Raw genomic sequence first — 17,465 nt, forward strand, 5'->3', positions numbered from 1 at the left:
TGACTCTTGTTGGACTGTTAAGTATGTCTAGCGTGACTATGTCAGCGGAGTTATCAGCTGAGAATGGTTTAGAGTTTTTAGTTGTTAACGGAGACAATGTTAAAAAAATAAGTAGCGAGGGTGATAGGAAGCTAGAACTGAAACCTGGAAGTTATCAGGTTGTCGCCCGCTTTGATGATGAGGTTAAAAGAGGTTCTAAGAACCGCATTTTCACCTCTAAACCTTATGTTTTTGATATAGAGGTCGAAGATGACGATCTTGCATTGACGGTTCCTGATTTCAGATTTGAAAGCCAGGCTGATGCGTTCTTTAGAGATCCTGAATGGAAAGTTGAAAACCTGAGTTCTGGCAAAGTTTACACTGTTGAAGGCGAGAAGCTCAGTGGGAGTGGCTTTGGCTCCTACAGCAATATTGAAGAAGCTGTTGCGAAATATAACCAAGAAAACGGGATTGTCTTTGAAGGTGGTTCACCTCAAGATTTAGAAGAGCTAGTGGTAGCCATTGATGACAAAGGTAATGTCGATATCAAAGGCGACACAATGACACAACTCAAACTGTGGTATACCAAAGCAACGACTGAAGAGAAGAAGGCGTTTAAACGTGGATGATCGATCAGGATTTTTAAAAGGAATTACCACCTCGGAGGGCGTGTATGCGTGGTGTCGTTGCTGTGTTGTTGTGTTTGGGTATTGTCGGGTGTCAAAGTTCATTGGCAGATAAGTTACCTGCATCTGATTATCAAGGACACGTCCCCGATGAATTGAATAAAGATCTACTGACTTTCAATGATGCGCCCGTTCAATCACTTCGTGGTGAGACTATTCATTATGTCTATGAGGAAGACAAAGCTCTACTGACGATAGTACGCAAGTTGCGCAGTACTAGATGGAACTGGGACATGAACAAATCTGATATCTCGGATGATGTGCGTGTATTTACCTGCGAGCAGCTAGGCCCTGCGATAGATCTTGGACTAGGGGTTCGAACTTGGTATGCGGGTAGCGGTGGTTTTGTTACGGATGTTGTGCAAGCAGGGGATTGTGATGGCCTCTATTGAGGCCTATCGTGAACATAAAGGCTATGTTCTCTGCAGCTTGAACAGCGTGGCTCAGCGGCATCTTTTTCTAAATCATGTGCGTCAATTTCTTCTTCGCAGTCTGCACAGAGGCCGAAAAGTCCTGTGTGGATTGCACAAATTGCAGCATCAATTTTTTCCAGACGAAGTCCATCTTCATGGAGCTTTTCACTTTCATGGCGGCAAAGCTTAATCAAATGCGCAGTCGGAACGTGTGACGTCTCCAACCCCGTTAAACGTATGAGCGCATCTTCAAGCCTGCTGCGAACCTCTTCTTTCTCACTTTCAAGGTTTTGCTGTAGCTGTGCTACCTTTTTTATATCGAGCATGATGAATGCCTTTGTGCGCTATCAAGTCGGACAGTGTAGTGTTTCTGGCTTGTTGCACACTGATATATATCAAGACAAAGGGGATAAACCCTGAGTTTTGTCCGTATTTAGGCTCGAGTGAAACAGGTATAGTGGCTCGCTTAATCGCCAACGTAGGATAAGGAAGTTAACGATGGACACTAACTACAAAGACCCATTCAACGCAGTCTACTTCATTGGTATGGTTGCGGTATTATTGATACCAACATTGCCTGCTACTCTCACGTGGATTGGCATGTTGAGCCGCTAATGGTTAATAGGGAGGGAGAGTGACGCTTTCACTAAAAAGAATCATGCTATTGAGTGTCGGCTGGATATGCGTCGCGCTCGGTGTCATCGGCATCTTTCTCCCGCTGTTACCAACAACGCCTTTTATGCTGTTAGCAAGTGCTTGCTTCATGCGTGGCTCTCCTCGCATTGCTAAATGGCTACATGACCACCCTAAATTCGGCCCCGCCCTCAATAACTGGCATCAACATCGCGCGATCGACAAGAAAATCAAACGTAGAGCGAACATCTGTATCGTTGCGAGTTTTTGCCTCTCTATCGCTATCGTCCCAGAAATTTGGCAGAAAGTGATGCTGTTGACGATGGCAACGGTACTTTTAATCTGGTTTAACCGTTTGCGTGAAATAGAACCAGTTGCCCACACCCCAGAAAATACATAACATGTGCTCTTTGGAGCTTAGGCGGTCCCTTGCTGAGGCTCCATATTCATTCCTGTAGTTTCATTGGAAGCCACATTGGTGGTGAGACATTATGAGCCAAGACAAAATCGCATTTATCAAAGACAACATTAAGACCGTTCCTGATTATCCAAAACCAGGCATTATGTTCCGTGATATCACGAGCCTGATGGAGAACCCAGCAGCGTACAAAGCAACCATCGACCTGCTGGTGGAAAAATACAGCGGTCAGGGCTTTACTAAGGTTGTTGGCACTGAATCTCGTGGCTTCCTGTTTGGTGCGCCGTTGGCACTGGAACTGGGTGTAGGTTTCGTTCCTGTTCGCAAGCCTGGCAAACTGCCACGTGAAGTGATCAGCGAAAGCTATGCATTGGAGTACGGCGAAGACACGCTGGAAATCCACACTGACGCCATTGTTGAAGGCGACAAAGTACTGGTTGTTGACGACCTGCTCGCAACGGGCGGTACGATTGAAGCAACCACCAAACTGATCCGTCGTCTGGGCGGTGAAGTTGAGCATGCTGCTTTCATCATCAACCTGCCAGAAATTGGCGGTGAAGCGCGCCTGACTGCGCAAGGCATAAATGTTTACTGCCTGTGCGAGTTCGACGGACACTAATTGTTCGTTTAACCCAGAATCTACGAAAGAGCGTGATCGTCAAGATCGCGCTCTTTTTGTCTGTGTGCTAGGATGGCGGCAATAGACAAATAGATTTTATAACGCATGAGTTATCAGGTATTAGCCAGAAAATGGCGCCCTCACCAGTTCCGTGATGTAGTTGGCCAATCACATGTGCTGACTGCACTGGCCAATGCACTGGATCACAACAGACTTCATCATGCTTACTTGTTCAGTGGTACGCGTGGCGTGGGTAAAACCACCATCGCCCGTATCTTTGCGAAAGGCCTGAACTGTGAGCAAGGCATTACTTCAACACCTTGTGGTGTTTGTGCCACCTGCCAAGAAATTGATCAGGGCGTTTTGTTGATCTGTTAGAGATCGATGCGGCGTCTCGCACCAAGGTAGAAGATACCCGAGACTTGCTGGATAACGTTCAGTACAAGCCCGCTCGCGGCCGTTTTAAAGTCTACCTCATTGACGAAGTCCACATGCTGTCGCGCCATAGCTTCAATGCGTTGCTAAAAACGCTTGAGGAGCCGCCTGAGTATGTGAAGTTTTTACTTGCTACCACGGATCCGCAAAAGCTGCCGGTGACGATTCTGTCCCGTTGTCTTCAGTTCCATCTGAAACACCTTGATGCCACTCAAATCAAAGATCAGCTGCACCATGTTCTTGAACAAGAGCAGGTATCTGCAGAGCCGCGTGCATTGTCACTCATTGCGCGTGCGGCAGAAGGCAGTATGCGAGATGCGCTGTCTTTGACTGACCAAGCGATTGCTTTAGGTAATGGTGCGGTGGTTGAACAACAAGTCACTGAAATGCTTGGCACCTTGAGCACTGATCAAGCGTTGCTTCTTCTTGAAGCACTGTCAGAAGGTCAAGCCGACTTAGTGATGCAGGTCCTTACTCAACTTGCTGAAGTGGGTGTTGAGTGGGATGGACTGTTAAAAGAGATTGCTTCTCAGCTGCACCGCGTTGCGATGGCACAGGCGTTGCCTGAATCTGTCGATATGGCACAGCCGGATGCTGAGCGTATTGTGCACCTTAGCCAGGTTCTTTCACCTCAAGATGTTCAGCTGTATTACCAAATTGCACTTCAAGGCCGTCAGGATTTGCCGTATGCGCCTGATGGACGTGCAGGTTTGGAAATGGTGTTGTTGCGTATTCTGGCATTCAAACCGGTCACCTCTGCGCATTACGAGCCATCGGCAGTGAATGTGCCTGCATCAGAACCGCAAGCCGCGCAGCCGTCTCAGCATTCGCAAGACAAACTGGCATCGCTCAAAGCGCAAGTCGCCTCAGTGCGTTCGGGTCATAGCACTCCGGCTGCTGGGCAGCAGAATCAACAACAATCGCAACAGCCACAATCGACACAGCAAGCTGCCCCTGTGGTACAGCAACAAGCGGTGCCGCAGCAGTCATATACGCCACAGCCTCAAGCAACCGAGCAAAGACAAGCTGTTTCGCCTTCTCAGCCAGCGTACGAAGATCCTCAAATGTCTTCGCATATGGCAGCGATGGAGCAGGATGCGATGCGCGAATATAATAGCGCGCCGATGGATGAGCAGCAGTATCAGCCCGCTCCTGCGCAGCAAGCGTCAGTGGCTTCTCAGGCCGCTCAGCCTCAGCAAGGCTCTCCTTCGCAAGGTACGGCATCGGGTAGCATTCTCGCAGCACGTAACATGTTGAGAAGTCGCGTTAAGCCAGAGGCCAACCGCCAAAAAAGGGTAGTCCGGTATCGGCTGGCAGCAGTCCGCTGTCTGTCATCGATCGTATTGCGGCAAAACATAAGCCTGCTGATCCGGCCACGTTCCAGACCCTGCCTGAGCAAAATGCAGCAGTCAAAGATGACGCGTATCGTTGGACGCCATCGCAACAAGCTATCGATGTGAAACCGGTAACGGTGACACCAGAGAAAATTAAAAAGGCGTTAGAGCACGAGCGCACGCCAGAAATGCGTGAAAAGCTGGAACGTGAATCAATCGAGCAAGACGAGTGGTGCCGCATTGCGAATGCACTTGATGCGCCGCGTCTGGTTAAACAGATGGCACTGAATGCATCGATGGAAAGCGAAGGTGATAGCATCAGCTTGACACTTCGAGACGCACAAAAACACCTAAATACAGAGCAAGCGCAAGGCAAGCTGCGTGATGCGCTTAGTCATCAACTGGGACGTCCAGTCACGCTGTCTATTGTGCTTGGTGATACAGGGATAACGCCACTAGAATGGCGAGATAAGCTGTACACAGAAAAACTGACTCAGGCCAGCCAGAGCCTGAATGAAGATCCTCATGTTCTGTTCATCCGTCAGCGTTTTGCTGCCGAAATTGATGAAGAGAGCATTCGACCGATTTAAACCACGTGATGCTGCTTACACGTAAACGTAAGCAGTTCCAGACAATAAAAGAGAGATTGATATGTTTGGTAAAGGCGGAATGGGTAACCTGATGAAGCAGGCGCAGCAAATGCAAGAGCGCATGCAGAAAATGCAGGAAGAGATCGCGAACATGGAAGTAACCGGTGAATCGGGTGCTGGCCTTGTAAAAGTCACCCTGACTGGTAGCCACAGTGTTCGTCGCGTTGAAATCGACGAAAGCCTGATGGAAGACGAAAAAGACATGCTGGAAGATCTGATTGCAGCAGCCTTCAACGACGCAGCTCGTCGCATTGAAGAAGCGCAAAAAGAGAAAATGGCCTCTGTTACTGGCGGTATGCAACTACCGCCAGGCATGAAAATGCCATTCTAAGAATGCGTACCAGTCAACTGCTTGAACAATTGATGGAAGCGTTGCGTTGCTTGCCGGGCGTTGGCCCAAAGAGTGCGCAGCGTATGGCTTTTCACCTGCTGCAACGTAATCGCCAAGGCGGTGTGAAGCTTTCTGAGTCATTGCTTGCTGCAATGACAGACATTGGTCATTGCGAGAAATGTCGAACCTTCACTGAAGAAGAGGTCTGTGCGATTTGTGCCAACCCTCGTCGTCAGGAAAACGGTCAAATCTGTGTTGTTGAAAGCCCTGCGGATATCGCTGCGATTGAAGCTACAGGCCAATACTCGGGCCGTTACTTTGTATTGATGGGTCACCTGTCTCCATTGGATGGCATCGGTCCGTCAGACATTGGGTTAGACGTTTTGGAAAAACGTTTGGCGTCAGAATCGATTGCCGAGCTTATCCTCGCAACAAACCCAACGGTTGAAGGTGAGGCCACAGCGCATTACATCAGTGAGTTGTGCGCTGAGCATGAAGTTGTTGCCAGCCGAATTGCTCACGGTGTACCGATGGGCGGAGAGCTGGAATTGGTGGATGGCACAACCTTGTCGCACTCCATCATAGGACGACACCGTCTCAGATGAAAAAAGGCCGCTCTGCGGCCTTTTTTATTGGTGCACCCAGATCTTAGTGGCGAGGGATCAGTGCGCGCGCAGATGCGGCTTCACCGTCTGGCGTGACAGCAATAAACTCGATGCTTTTTGCTGGTTCACTGTCTACGTAGACAAACACTCGGCCGTTATCACCCGTCATGAAGTGATCGTTGATGCTAGCACCCGATACTGGTTGGCCGTTTTGTGTCAGCTTAACCCATGCGCCGCCGTTTGCTGGGGTAACATCAAGGTCAAGGTTGTGCGAAGGCATCGCTACTGCAGCAGATGCACCAAAAACCATAGCTAGAGCGATAATTGTCGTTTTCATAATCGTATCTCCTTTTTGGTGTGCTTCTTGAGCAACAGTTAAACAATAGGAGGGGAAGGGAAGGATGACAACAGAGTTATTCGCTCAAAACGTTCTAATATTTGGTGCAAGATTTTGTAAATTATCCGGTCAAACCCGGTAAGAAACTAAAAATTTCTATAAATCGAAATTGATTCAAGCTTAGACGAATTTGCGATTTGAGATCAGCAAGATATCAAATGCATTGGGTTGAATAGCCAAAAAACAAAAAGCCGACACATGGCCGGCTTTTAGAAGACAAGGTTGTTTTTAGTATTTGCTGTACAGCACCATAGAGCCGTGATTCAAGCTGGTCAGCAGCAGAGAGCCATCACCAAGCACATCAATACGACGCACTTTTTCCGCACCCATTCGGTAGATAGAGCGCACAAAGGTCAAGTCTTCTTCAGAAAACTCTGTCGTGTCACCTGTGGTGACGTCTTTGAGTTCAACCAGATTCAGCTTTAGATAACCGCCGCTCACTTCCCACTCGCCGGACTCAGACACAGACATCAACACTTTGATGTTCTCATCTTGGTTTTTCAAAATGATCTGCGTATCGCGTGAATAGGTGTTATCAGGCAAGAAGACCATGTTGCTCTGCTGCTCTGACATGGTGAGCCCGCTAGCGTCACGATAAGCCGACTCTTGGAAGTAGTTATAGGTTTTCGATTTCCACACTCGAGACTTCAATAAGCTTGACGTACGTACGTCCTCACCGAGGAAAACCCAGCAACTGCCAAGTAATGACAACAATAGCAATGCAAAAGGAGCATAACGCTTAAATTGGTCGCGTCGGCGTTTCTCTTGAGTTAGCGACATAATGAGTGGCTCCCCTCGGCACTGGTCAAGACAACATATGTCACGTTGTCGTCGGCATCAGCGGCACTGTGAATGTAATTCAGCGAAATTTGGTTGTCTTGGCCACCCGTTACAATGACTTCTTCCAATTCCACACCTTCGCTGTAATGACTGATGTATCGGTCAACGCAACGTTCAACCATAGGTTCCATTGTTCAATTCGCGCGTTAGTCACGGGAATATAAACAGGCACATCTTTAACCTTCAAAATTTCACGGAATGCTTCAGATTTCGGCGTTGAAGCAACAAAAAAGGCGATAGGAAGAAGAAGTGCTAACAGGAAAGCGACCCAAGAGCTCAGCGGTGTTTTAGGATATGTTGGTGAAGCAGGAGTGGTAACCGGGATCGGCTCAGACAAGATGTCTTCAGTTTGGGCAGGTTTCGATGGAATGATCTCTTCAACAACAGGATCAGGCGTATCAACGATATCTTCAGATACGTCCTCAACAGGTTCTGGTAATGCCTCTTCCTGAATCTCGATTCTCGGCTTGGGTATGTCAACCGGCTGGTCATTGTAGACTTCTACCGAGCAGATAACCTGATATCCACGCTTAGGCACCGTCTTGACGAACATAGGGTTTTTGGTCGATTCCTTGAGTGCTTTTCTCAGGGTAGAAATCGACTGCGTTAAACTGGAATCGTCTACTTCAAAGCCTTGCTTGCGCCAAACAAAGTCGTGGATTCGGTTCCGCGTAACAATCGCATGTGGCTCTTCAATAAGAACCATCAGAACACGGCATTCATTGCTCCCGAGTCGGACCAAATCGTCATTTTCATGAAGATCGACCAGAGAACTGTCACTGGGGGAAAAAACAAAACGCTCTCCCAGTAGGTATCGGTTCGATTTATTTAACATTCGTAATTCTAACCTGCACGAATTTTGGGCAATTTTAGAGAAAAAGGCCGATTTATAGGCGTAATTGAAGAGGATTATACTCGAAGTGCGAAAAAGACCTCAACAAATGAAAAAATCCCTAAAGAGCCTTGAAAAGCAATCTTGCGACCCTATCTACAAAGAGACAGTAACTAAAATCACATTTGTTTGGGGTTAAAATGAGCGATCAAGCGACTCTGCAAAGTAAGGAAACGCGTGGTTTCCAATCTGAAGTGAAGCAACTACTTCATTTGATGATCCATTCTCTTTATTCGAACAAAGAGATTTTTCTTCGTGAATTAATTTCCAATGCATCAGACGCGGCAGACAAACTGCGCTTCAAAGCACTGTCTGATGCGGGTTTGTATGAAAACGACGGTGATCTTCGCGTTCGCCTGAGTGTTAATAAAGAAGCGGGCACACTGACCATTGAAGACAATGGTATTGGTATGAGCCGAGACGAGGTGATTGATAACCTCGGTACCATCGCAAAATCTGGCACCGCCGATTTCTTCAAACAGCTTTCTGATGACCAAACCAAAGATAGCCAATTGATTGGCCAGTTCGGTGTAGGTTTCTACTCGGCATTTATCGTTGCAGACAAGGTCTCTGTAGAGACACGCGCGGCAGGCATTGATGCGTCAGAAGCGGTGCGCTGGGAATCGACGGGCGAAGGCGAGTACACCATCGAAAGCATCGACAAAGCCTCGCGTGGTACTTCCATTACCTTGCACCTTCGTGACGAAGACAAAGAGTTTTTAGATGACTGGCGTCTTCGCGAAGTCATTGGCAAATATTCTGACCACATTGGCATTCCTGTTGAGATGTGGGCCAAAGAGCGTGATGAAGAAGGCAATGAAACCGAGCAAGGCAAGTGGGAAAAGATAAACAAAGCCCAAGCACTGTGGACACGCTCAAAATCAGACATCTCTGATGACGAATACAAAGAATTCTACAAGCACCTCTCCCACGACTTTGCGGACCCACTTCAGTGGAGCCACAACCGCGTGGAAGGCAAGAACGACTACACCAGCTTGCTTTATATCCCTTCTAAAGCACCGTGGGATATGTTCAATCGCGAACACAAGCATGGTCTGAAGCTATACGTACAGCGTGTATTCATCATGGATGACGCTGCGCAATTCATGCCAAGCTACTTGCGATTTGTGCGTGGTCTAATCGATTCAAACGATTTGCCGCTGAACGTGTCGCGTGAAATTCTGCAAGACAACAAAGTTACGCAAGCACTTCGCAATGCCTGTACTAAGCGTGTGCTAACCATGCTTGAGCGCATGTCGAACAATGATGCAGACAAGTACCTGAGCTTCTGGAAAGAGTTTGGCTTAGTGCTAAAAGAAGGCCCAGCGGAAGATTTCTCGAACCGTGAGAAAATTGCCGGTCTGCTACGTTTTGCATCAACAAACACGGACAGCAGTGAACAAACTGTGTCGCTCACTGGCTACGTGTCGCGCATGAAAGACGAGCAGGATAAGATTTATTACCTGACGGCGGACAGCTATCAAGCGGCGAAAAATAGCCCGCACCTTGAGCAATTTAAAGCGAAAGGCATCGAAGTCATTCTGATGTATGACCGTATCGATGAGTGGCTGATGAGTTACCTGCCAGAGTTTGATGGCAAGCAATTCCAAGCAATCACCAAAGCGGATCTTGATCTGAGTAAGTTTGAAGACGACGCAGAGAAAGAGAAGCGCGAAGAAACCGAAAAAGCATTCGGCTCTGTGGTTGAGCGCACCAAAGCCTATTTGGGCGACCGCGTCAAAGATGTGCGTCCTACTTTCAAGCTTTCTGGTACGCCAGCGGTGGTAGTGACCGATCAGTTTGAAATGGGTACGCAGATGGCAAAATTGCTGGAAGCGGCAGGGCAGCAGGCACCGGAAGTAAAATATATTTTCGAGCTTAACCCTGAGCATGCCTTGGTGAAACAAATGGCTGATGAAGCTGATGAGGTTGTTTTCGGACGTTGGGTTGAAATGTTGTTGGGGCAAGCAATGCTGGCTGAACGTGGCGCAATGGACGATCCGTCTCAATTCCTGACAGCCGTGAATCAACTTCTGACTAAAGGCTAATTGCGTCACAGCTTTGAATAGATAACCATAGACTATCAAGCCCAGCAGGACCGCTGGGCTTGATAGCGTTTACATAACCGTGTATTTTGCATTTTTTTGCGAACACTCCAAAGTAAAGAAAGGGGATAACTATGCGCATCATTCTTCTGGGCGCTCCAGGTGCAGGTAAAGGAACTCAAGCGCAGTTCATCATGGACAAATACGGGATTCCACAAATCTCGACTGGTGACATGCTGCGTGCGGCAATCAAAGCTGGCACCGAAATGGGCAAACAGGCGAAAGCAGTTATCGACGCGGGCCAATTGGTGTCTGACGATATCATTCTGGGTCTGGTTAAAGAGCGCATTGCACAAGAAGACTGTGCGAAGGGCTTCCTGTTGGACGGCTTCCCTCGCACTATCCCTCAAGCGGATGGCCTGAAAGAAATCGGCGTAGACGTTGATTACGTTCTGGAATTCGATGTGGCTGACAGTGTCATCGTTGAGCGCATGGCTGGCCGTCGTGCTCACATCGCATCTGGTCGTACTTACCACGTGGTTTACAACCCGCCTAAAGTTGAAGGCAAAGATGACGTAACGGGTGAAGATCTGGTTGTTCGTGATGACGACAAAGAAGAGACCGTACGTGCACGTCTGGGTGTATACCACGAGCAAACTGCGCCACTGATCGCTTACTACTCAAAAGAAGCGGAAGCAGGCAACACTAAGTACCTGAAATTCGACGGTACTAAGCTTGTTGACGAAGTGAGCGCAGAAATCGAAAAAGCACTGTCGTAAGACACGCAAGTCGATTTGATAAAAAGGGCAATCGAAAGGTTGCCCTTTTTTGATCTTATCAATCATCAGGTGAGTATTGGTCTAGCCTGATATGGTATTCTTTTTGGCGTAACTAACTGTTGAAGCAGGTTGAAATGGAAAATAATCAAAACAAAGTAGGGGTGTTGCTGGCCAACTTAGGAACGCCAGAAGCACCGACCGCTAAAGCAGTGAAAGCCTTTCTTGGCGAATTTCTTCACGACAAACGTGTTGTAGACATGACGCGTTGGCTCTGGTGTCCTTTGCTGCATGGCATCATCCTGCCTGTGCGCTCCCCAAAAGTGGCAAAACTTTATGAGAGTGTGTGGATGGAGGAAGGGTCACCGTTAATGGTGTACTCCAAACGCCAGCAAGCTGCTCTAGAAGCAAAGCTAAACATGCCTGTAGAGCTTGGCATGACCTATGGCTCGCCGAGCCTGAAGTCGGGTGTTGAAGCTCTGACAGCGCGAGGCTGTGAGAAAATCTTGGTATTCCCGCTTTACCCGCAGTACTCAAGAACAACCACAGCAGCGATTTTCGACAAACTGGCGAAATCCCTCAAGCAACAACCGGCATTGCCAGAGTTTCGTTTTATCAATCACTACTACAGTGAAGAGGATTACATCGAAGCCCTAGCGCAATCGGTGGAGGCGCACTGGGAGCAAAACGGTAAGCCAGACATGTTGGTGTGTTCATACCACGGCATTCCAAAGCGTTATGCAGATAACGGCGACCCATACGCATCTCATTGCGAAGGAACCACAAGCAAACTTGCAGCGCGTTTGAATACGGATGTACCAGTGAAGATGACGTTCCAATCTCGCTTTGGCCGTGAAGAATGGCTGCAGCCTTACACAGACAAAACCCTTGAGGTACTGCCATCAGAAGGTATTGAGCGATTGGATATCATCACACCTGCGTTTTCTGTGGATTGCCTTGAGACGTTGGAAGAGATTGCAGAGCAAAATCGCGACGCTTTCATGGAAGCCGGCGGCAAAGAATACAACTACATCCCTTGCTTGAACGATGCCCCTGCCCACATTGAGATGATGTGTCATCTTGTAGAAAGACATACCAAAGGCTGGTAGTTGTCACAGCGTTAGTGTGGTGATTCTCTATACTAAACAAACCCGAGTGGAGAAGATTTCACTCGGGTAAATTTGCAACGTATATATTTATCTTGCAATTGTGTGTGATAGAATTCGCATTTTTCGCCACTACTACGACGCATCGAATCATGAAATTCCCAGGCCAACGCAAGTCTAAGCACTATTTCCCTGTGCACGCGCGCGATCCATTGCTGCTTGTTCAGGCAAGCGAACAACGTAAGCTTAAAAGCCCTTGTGTTATCGGTATTGACCAGACACTGGTAGATATCGAAGCGAAAGTGAGCGACGACTTCGTGAAGAAGTACGAGCTCAGTAAAGGCCACTCTTTGGTGATTGACGACAAGCGTGCAGAAGCGCTTTACCAAGAGCTGAAAGAGAACAACATGATCAGCCACGAATTTGCTGGTGGCACGATTGGCAACACCCTTCACAACTACTCAACACTGGCGGATGACAAATCTATCCTGCTGGGCGTAATGAGCCGCGACATCACTATTGGTAGTTACGCTTACCGTTATCTGTGTAACACCTCTAGCCGTATGGATCTGAACTACCTGCAGGCAGTACAAGGCCCAATTGGTCGTTGCTACGCGTTGATCAGTGAAGATGGCGAGCGTACCTTTGCAATCAGCGAAGGTCTGATGAACCAACTCCAACCAGAATCGATTCCAGAGCACGTGTTCAAGAACGCGTCTGCATTGGTTCTGACAGCGTACCTTGTTCGTTGTAAAGAAGGCGATCCAATGCCAGAAGCAACCATGAAAGCCATCGAGTACGCGAAAAAGTATGACGTTCCTGTCGTGATGACCCTGGGCACGAAATACGTGATTCAGCAAAACCCACAATGGTGGCGTGACTTCTTGTCTGAGCACGTTACTGTTGTTGCGATGAACGAAGAAGAAGGCGAAGCACTGACTGGCGAAGCGGATCCACTGTTGGCAGCTGACAAAGCACTGGATTGGGTAGACATGGTTCTGTGTACCGCAGGTCCTGTAGGTCTGTACATGGCCGGCTACACAGAGAACGATGCGAAGCGCGAAACCTCGCTGCCATTGCTACCAGGCACAGTTGCAGAATTTAACCAATACGAATTCAGCCGCCCAATGGTGAAAAAGCACTGTGAAAACCCAATCAAGGTTTACTCGCACATTGCACCATACATGGGTGGCCCAGAGCGCATCAAGAACACCAACGGTGCCGGTGATGGCGCGTTGTCAGCCGTACTTCACGACATGTCAGCAAACCGCTACCACCGTGAAAACGTGCCGAACTCAAGCAAGCACAACTACCCGTTCTTGACTTACAGTTCTTTCTCCCAAGTTTGTAAGTACGCAAACCGCGTAAGTTACGAAGTACTGGCGCAGCACTCACCACGCTTGTCGCGTGCGCTGCCAGAGAAGGAAGATTCGCTGGAAGAGGCTTACTGGGAACGCTAATTTCTTCGTCATTGACATGAATACAGCGTTAGCTTCGCCTTCTCACAAAGGTCACTTAGTGGACTAAGCTCCCTTTGACTCGAAAGCTTGCTGCCTTGCCTTCAAGCCAATGACTTTGAAATTACCCAGAATAGGGTCGTTGACTGCTTTCTCTAACCCCGTCACTTAGCCTGCTAAGTGACCGGGGATTCGTTCGATTGTCGCCCTGTCTTCAGGCCAATGACTTTGAAATTGCACATCGCAGTGATAAAAAATCCGCCACTTGGGCGGATTTTTTTATAGGCGTTGATCTGTCGATTAGGCTTTGTTGTAAGCTTCGTTGTGTACTGCGGCAACAGCGCGACCTGATGGGTCTGCGGCGTTTTTGAAGCTCTCATCCCATTCGATAGCTTTCGCGCTTGAACAGGCGATTGACGGGCCACCAGGCACACATTCAACAGCAGATGGCAGCGGGAACAGCTCTTCAAAGATCTCGCGGTATACATACGCCTCTTTGGTTTGTGGCGTGTTGTATGGGAAGCGGAACTTCGCCGTTTCCATTTGCTGATCAGTGACTTTCTCTTCAGCAACTGCGCGCAGCGTATCAATCCAGCCGTAGCCAACACCGTCAGAGAACTGCTCTTTCTGACGCCAAGCGATGGCTTCTGGCAGGTAATGTTCAAAACACTCACGCAGGATGTGTTTTTCCATTTTGCCGTTGCCACACATCTTGTCTTTCGGGTTAAGGCGCATCGCCACATCGATGAACTCTTTATCAAGGAATGGAACACGACCTTCAACACCCCAAGCAGCCAGAGACTTGTTCGCACGCGCACAGTCAAACATGTTCAGTGCAAGCAGCTTACGAACTGTCTCTTCGTGGAATTCTTTTGCATCCGGTGCTTTGTGGAAGTAGAGGTAACCACCGAAGATTTCATCTGCGCCTTCGCCAGACAGAACCATCTTGATACCCATCGCTTTGATTTTACGTCCCATCAGGAACATTGGCGTCGATGCGCGAATGGTGGTTACGTCGTACGTTTCAATGTGATAAATCACATCACGGATGGCATCCAAACCTTCTTGAATGGTGTACGTCATCTCGTGGTGAACGGTACCAATTTGTTCGGCGACTTCACGCGCAGCTTTCAGATCTGGCGCACCTTCAAGGCCAATCGCAAACGAGTGAAGTTGAGGCCACCATGCTGCGGACTTCTCGTCGTCTTCAATACGCATTGCTGCAAAACGTTTAGCGACGGCAGACGTGATTGATGAATCAAGACCGCCAGAAAGAAGCACACCGTAAGGCACGTCTGTCATTAACTGGCGTTTCACCGCAGCTTCCAGTGCTTCTGTTAGCTCTTCTTTACTCGTGGTGTTGTTCTCAACCGCGGCAAATTCATTCCAGTCGCGAATGTAGTAACGCTGTGGTTTTTCATCGCTTGAGCCGTAGTAGCTACCAGGAGGGAATTCGCTGATACTGCTACATACTGGAACCAGTGCCTTCATTTCAGACGCAACGTAGTAGTTACCCAGTGCATCGTAACCTTGGTAAAGCGGGATGATACCGATGTGGTCACGGCCAACCAGATATTCGTCTTTCTCTTCATCGTAAAGAACGAAGGCGAAGATACCGTTCAGTTCTTCCAGTAGGTCTGCGCCCATATCTTGATACAGCGCCAAGATAACTTCGCAGTCAGAATCAGTTTGGAACTCGTACTTGCCTTCATAGCGAGCGCGAATTTCTTTGTGGTTGTAGATTTCGCCGTTAACAGCAAGGATCAGTTTGCGATCTGGGCTATAAAGCGGCTGAGCACCGCTGTTCAGGCCAACGATGGCCAAACGCTCATGGGCGAGAATCGCGCGGTCAGACGCATAGATACCGGACCAATCAGGGCCGCGGTGGCGCAGCAATTTTGACATTTCCAGTGCGGTCTGACGCAGTGGTGTCGCATCGGATTTAATATCTAAGATGCCAAATACAGAACACATAAATCCCTCTCAAACTTCCTTTTTTACGCTGTCTTAACGTATTTCTAATTTGTGTTGAACTCAATTTGCCAATCTGAGCAAAAAATGCAACCTGTTATGGAAAATAAAATAATAAACACGACAGGTGATTTGTTTTCATTCACCAAAAGTGCGCTTTAGCTGAATAATATTTAGGCTCGGATGAAAAATTGGCCACTTTTGCGATGTGCATGATTAGTGGCCATAACAAATTCTTGCAAAGTGGTTCTTACAACAACTGCTCTTTGACGTGGCGGGCGAACCCTGAGCCAGCTTCTCGATAGATATTGAAGGCTGCATCTACGCCAAGCTCTTGCAGTTGCTCCAATTCGTCAGCATATCGGGCGATCGCTGCCACTTTGCCTTTGAATTCAAGCTCCTGAATCTGTTCCATCGCTATGGTGTTTGCCTGACTGTTTGGCATGGCGAGAAGAATAATCTCGATATGCTTGGACGAGGTAACACGAGACCAAAAGTCCGGGTCCGTCGCATCGCCGTGAATCACATGGCGGCCTTCACTAATGTGCTGGTCGACCGAATCGTCACGCGCTTCGATACCCAGTACTTGAGATGGAAAAGCCATGTTCATTTCATCGTATGCACCGCTGCCGATACGGCCCATACCGAGGATCACCACTTTGGCTCTGCCCAGATCGATCAGTTGATCGTTGTGGTTAATCACTTCAGGTGCAGGATCGTGGAAGTATTTGGCGACTGAGCCATAAATACGGTGGCTGAAGGTATTTAATGGGGCAGAAATCATGAACGACAGAGATACGGCTATCGCGATGGCAACCAAGATACTGCCAGGCAGCATACCCATTTGGTAAGCAATACCACCCACAATCAGGCCAAATTCGCTGTAGTTGAACAGAGTTAACGAAGCGAACAATGACGTGCGAACACGGAACTTAAAGCCATTAAACACGAGGTAGTACAACAACCCCTTTAATGGCAGTAACAGCATCAGCAGAAGGGCAATCATCAACTTGCATGGTGGGTTGTTCAGAAAGACCGATATTGAGGAAGAAGCAGACGAGGAACAGCTCTTTCACGTTGAACAGGGATTTTGCCATCTCGGAAGCGCGAGGGTGACCCGCCATCAACATCCCGACGATCAATGCGCCTAAGTCTGCCTTCATACCAACAGCATCAAACAGGCCTGCACCCAGCACTAACGCGAGGAAGATTCCAAATAGGACAAGGACTTCACCGTGACCGGCTTTATCAAGAAAACGGAACAACACAGGGCGAAGCAGCGGCAGGCCAAATAAGATGAGTGCTTCAATACCCGGTGTTTTACCCGAGGCGATGGTCAGGAAAATCACCGCGAAGATGTCTTGCATGATGAGCACACCAATGGCCAGTGTGCCATAGGTCGCGTTCATCTCGCCTTTTTCTTGCAAGGCTTTAATGGCGAAAACGGTACTTGAGAAGGAAAGGGCAAAAGCGAAAAGTACGAGTTCGTTAGTGGCAAGGTCTTGAAACGCTGACAAACCAATGGTTTTGAAACCGATCAGGCAAAGTGAAAACAGTGCCGTGGTCATCAGATTGTGTAGCGATGCGCCAAACCAAATTTCTTTGTTTAAGAGTGAGCGGACATCGAGCTTTAAGCCAATAGTGAACAGAAGTAGGGTGACACCAAGATCTGCTAATGACTGAATAAGAGGTGTCGAGGTAAATCCGACAGCGTGAAGCGCAAAGCCAGCAATAAGGAAGCCGACCAAAGGCGGCATGTGGCAGCGCAGCATGAGAAAGCCGCTTAAAAAAGCGACAGCAATAATAGCGAGATCCATAAAATCGAGTTTCTTCCTGAGTTTGGGCTTGAGCTAGCAATATTGGGCTAACTAAAAGATA

Annotated in this window: 15 protein-coding genes and 2 pseudogenes; 11 read left to right on the forward strand and 6 right to left on the reverse strand. The window is 48.3% G+C overall.

Features of this window, described 5'->3' with window-relative positions; translation table 11 throughout:
- The first annotated feature begins 23 nt into the window (after positions 1–23).
- Both ATN88_RS12575 and ATN88_RS12580 read left to right on the forward strand, forming a co-directional pair.
- Positions 24–608, forward strand: coding sequence for a YccT family protein (locus ATN88_RS12575; RefSeq protein ID WP_232313158.1), 585 nt, complete (start codon positions 24–26; stop codon positions 606–608).
- Between the two features lie 44 nt (positions 609–652).
- Positions 653–1,057 carry a hypothetical protein gene (locus tag ATN88_RS12580; protein WP_067416296.1) on the forward strand — a complete coding sequence of 135 codons (405 nt, stop codon included), beginning with the start codon at positions 653–655 and terminating at the stop codon, positions 1,055–1,057.
- On the opposite strand, the gene ATN88_RS12585 is transcribed toward ATN88_RS12580, so the two are convergent.
- Positions 1,051–1,404 (reverse strand): TraR/DksA C4-type zinc finger protein, encoded by a 354-nt coding sequence (locus ATN88_RS12585; RefSeq protein WP_067416299.1) that lies wholly within the window; start codon positions 1,402–1,404, stop codon positions 1,051–1,053. The two genes, ATN88_RS12580 and ATN88_RS12585, sit on opposite strands and share 7 nt — an antisense overlap.
- 332 nt (positions 1,405–1,736) lie before the next feature.
- Here ATN88_RS12585 and ATN88_RS12590 point away from each other — a divergent pair, with 332 nt between their 5' ends.
- From ATN88_RS12590 to recR, 5 genes and pseudogenes are all read left to right on the forward strand, one after another.
- Complete coding sequence (locus ATN88_RS12590) at positions 1,737–2,111, forward strand: YbaN family protein (RefSeq protein ID WP_067417522.1); 375 nt, start codon at positions 1,737–1,739, stop codon at positions 2,109–2,111.
- Positions 2,112–2,202: 91 nt separating this feature from the next.
- Complete coding sequence (gene apt, locus ATN88_RS12595; RefSeq protein WP_067416303.1) at positions 2,203–2,748, forward strand: adenine phosphoribosyltransferase; 546 nt, start codon at positions 2,203–2,205, stop codon at positions 2,746–2,748.
- Positions 2,749–2,853: 105 nt separating this feature from the next.
- Positions 2,854–5,107, forward strand: a pseudogene (dnaX, locus tag ATN88_RS28290) (DNA polymerase III subunit gamma/tau).
- Positions 5,108–5,168: 61 nt separating this feature from the next.
- Positions 5,169–5,498, forward strand: a complete 330-nt coding sequence (locus tag ATN88_RS12605; RefSeq protein WP_067416306.1) for a YbaB/EbfC family nucleoid-associated protein — start codon at positions 5,169–5,171, stop codon at positions 5,496–5,498.
- Positions 5,499–5,500: 2 nt separating this feature from the next.
- Positions 5,501–6,103, forward strand: coding sequence for a recombination mediator RecR (recR, locus tag ATN88_RS12610; RefSeq protein WP_067416309.1), 603 nt, complete (start codon positions 5,501–5,503; stop codon positions 6,101–6,103).
- A gap of 43 nt (positions 6,104–6,146) precedes the next feature.
- Here recR and ATN88_RS12615 read toward each other — a convergent pair whose 3' ends face one another.
- The 3 genes from ATN88_RS12615 to ATN88_RS12625 all read right to left on the reverse strand — a co-directional run bounded on the left by ATN88_RS12615 (position 6,147) and on the right by ATN88_RS12625 (position 8,175).
- A complete protein-coding gene (locus ATN88_RS12615; RefSeq protein ID WP_067416311.1) occupies positions 6,147–6,440 on the reverse strand; it encodes a hypothetical protein in 294 nt (97 codons plus the stop codon).
- 288 nt (positions 6,441–6,728) lie between these two features.
- Entirely contained in the window at positions 6,729–7,280 is a 552-nt protein-coding gene (locus ATN88_RS12620) for a regulatory protein ToxS (RefSeq protein ID WP_067416314.1), read from the reverse strand.
- Positions 7,281–7,389: 109 nt separating this feature from the next.
- Complete coding sequence (locus ATN88_RS12625) at positions 7,390–8,175, reverse strand: transcriptional regulator (protein WP_232313164.1); 786 nt, start codon at positions 8,173–8,175, stop codon at positions 7,390–7,392.
- Positions 8,176–8,372: 197 nt separating this feature from the next.
- On the opposite strand from ATN88_RS12625, the gene htpG reads away from it, so the two are divergent.
- From htpG to ATN88_RS12645, 4 genes are all read left to right on the forward strand, one after another.
- Positions 8,373–10,280 carry a molecular chaperone HtpG gene (gene htpG / locus ATN88_RS12630; RefSeq protein WP_067416317.1) on the forward strand — a complete coding sequence of 636 codons (1,908 nt, stop codon included), beginning with the start codon at positions 8,373–8,375 and terminating at the stop codon, positions 10,278–10,280.
- Positions 10,281–10,411: 131 nt separating this feature from the next.
- The gene (gene adk / locus ATN88_RS12635) at positions 10,412–11,056 is read left to right on the forward strand and encodes an adenylate kinase (protein ID WP_067416321.1); all 645 of its coding nucleotides are present in this window, start codon (positions 10,412–10,414) and stop codon (positions 11,054–11,056) included.
- Between the two features lie 134 nt (positions 11,057–11,190).
- Entirely contained in the window at positions 11,191–12,162 is a 972-nt protein-coding gene (hemH, locus tag ATN88_RS12640; protein WP_067416324.1) for a ferrochelatase, read from the forward strand.
- Between the two features lie 149 nt (positions 12,163–12,311).
- Complete coding sequence (locus tag ATN88_RS12645) at positions 12,312–13,619, forward strand: inosine/guanosine kinase (RefSeq protein WP_067416326.1); 1,308 nt, start codon at positions 12,312–12,314, stop codon at positions 13,617–13,619.
- A 297-nt stretch (positions 13,620–13,916) separates the two neighbouring features.
- On the opposite strand, the gene asnB is transcribed toward ATN88_RS12645, so the two are convergent.
- Both asnB and ATN88_RS12655 read right to left on the reverse strand, forming a co-directional pair.
- Positions 13,917–15,590: an asparagine synthase B gene (asnB, locus tag ATN88_RS12650; protein WP_067416329.1), complete on the reverse strand. Its 1,674-nt coding sequence runs from the start codon at positions 15,588–15,590 to the stop codon at positions 13,917–13,919.
- Positions 15,591–15,837: 247 nt separating this feature from the next.
- Positions 15,838–17,404 (reverse strand): annotated as a pseudogene (locus ATN88_RS12655) (cation:proton antiporter domain-containing protein).
- Between the last annotated feature and the right edge of the window lie 61 nt (positions 17,405–17,465).

Origin of the sequence: Enterovibrio coralii, assembly GCF_001559595.1 — a bacterium.
Classification (GTDB): Bacteria; Pseudomonadota; Gammaproteobacteria; order Enterobacterales; family Vibrionaceae; genus Enterovibrio; species Enterovibrio coralii.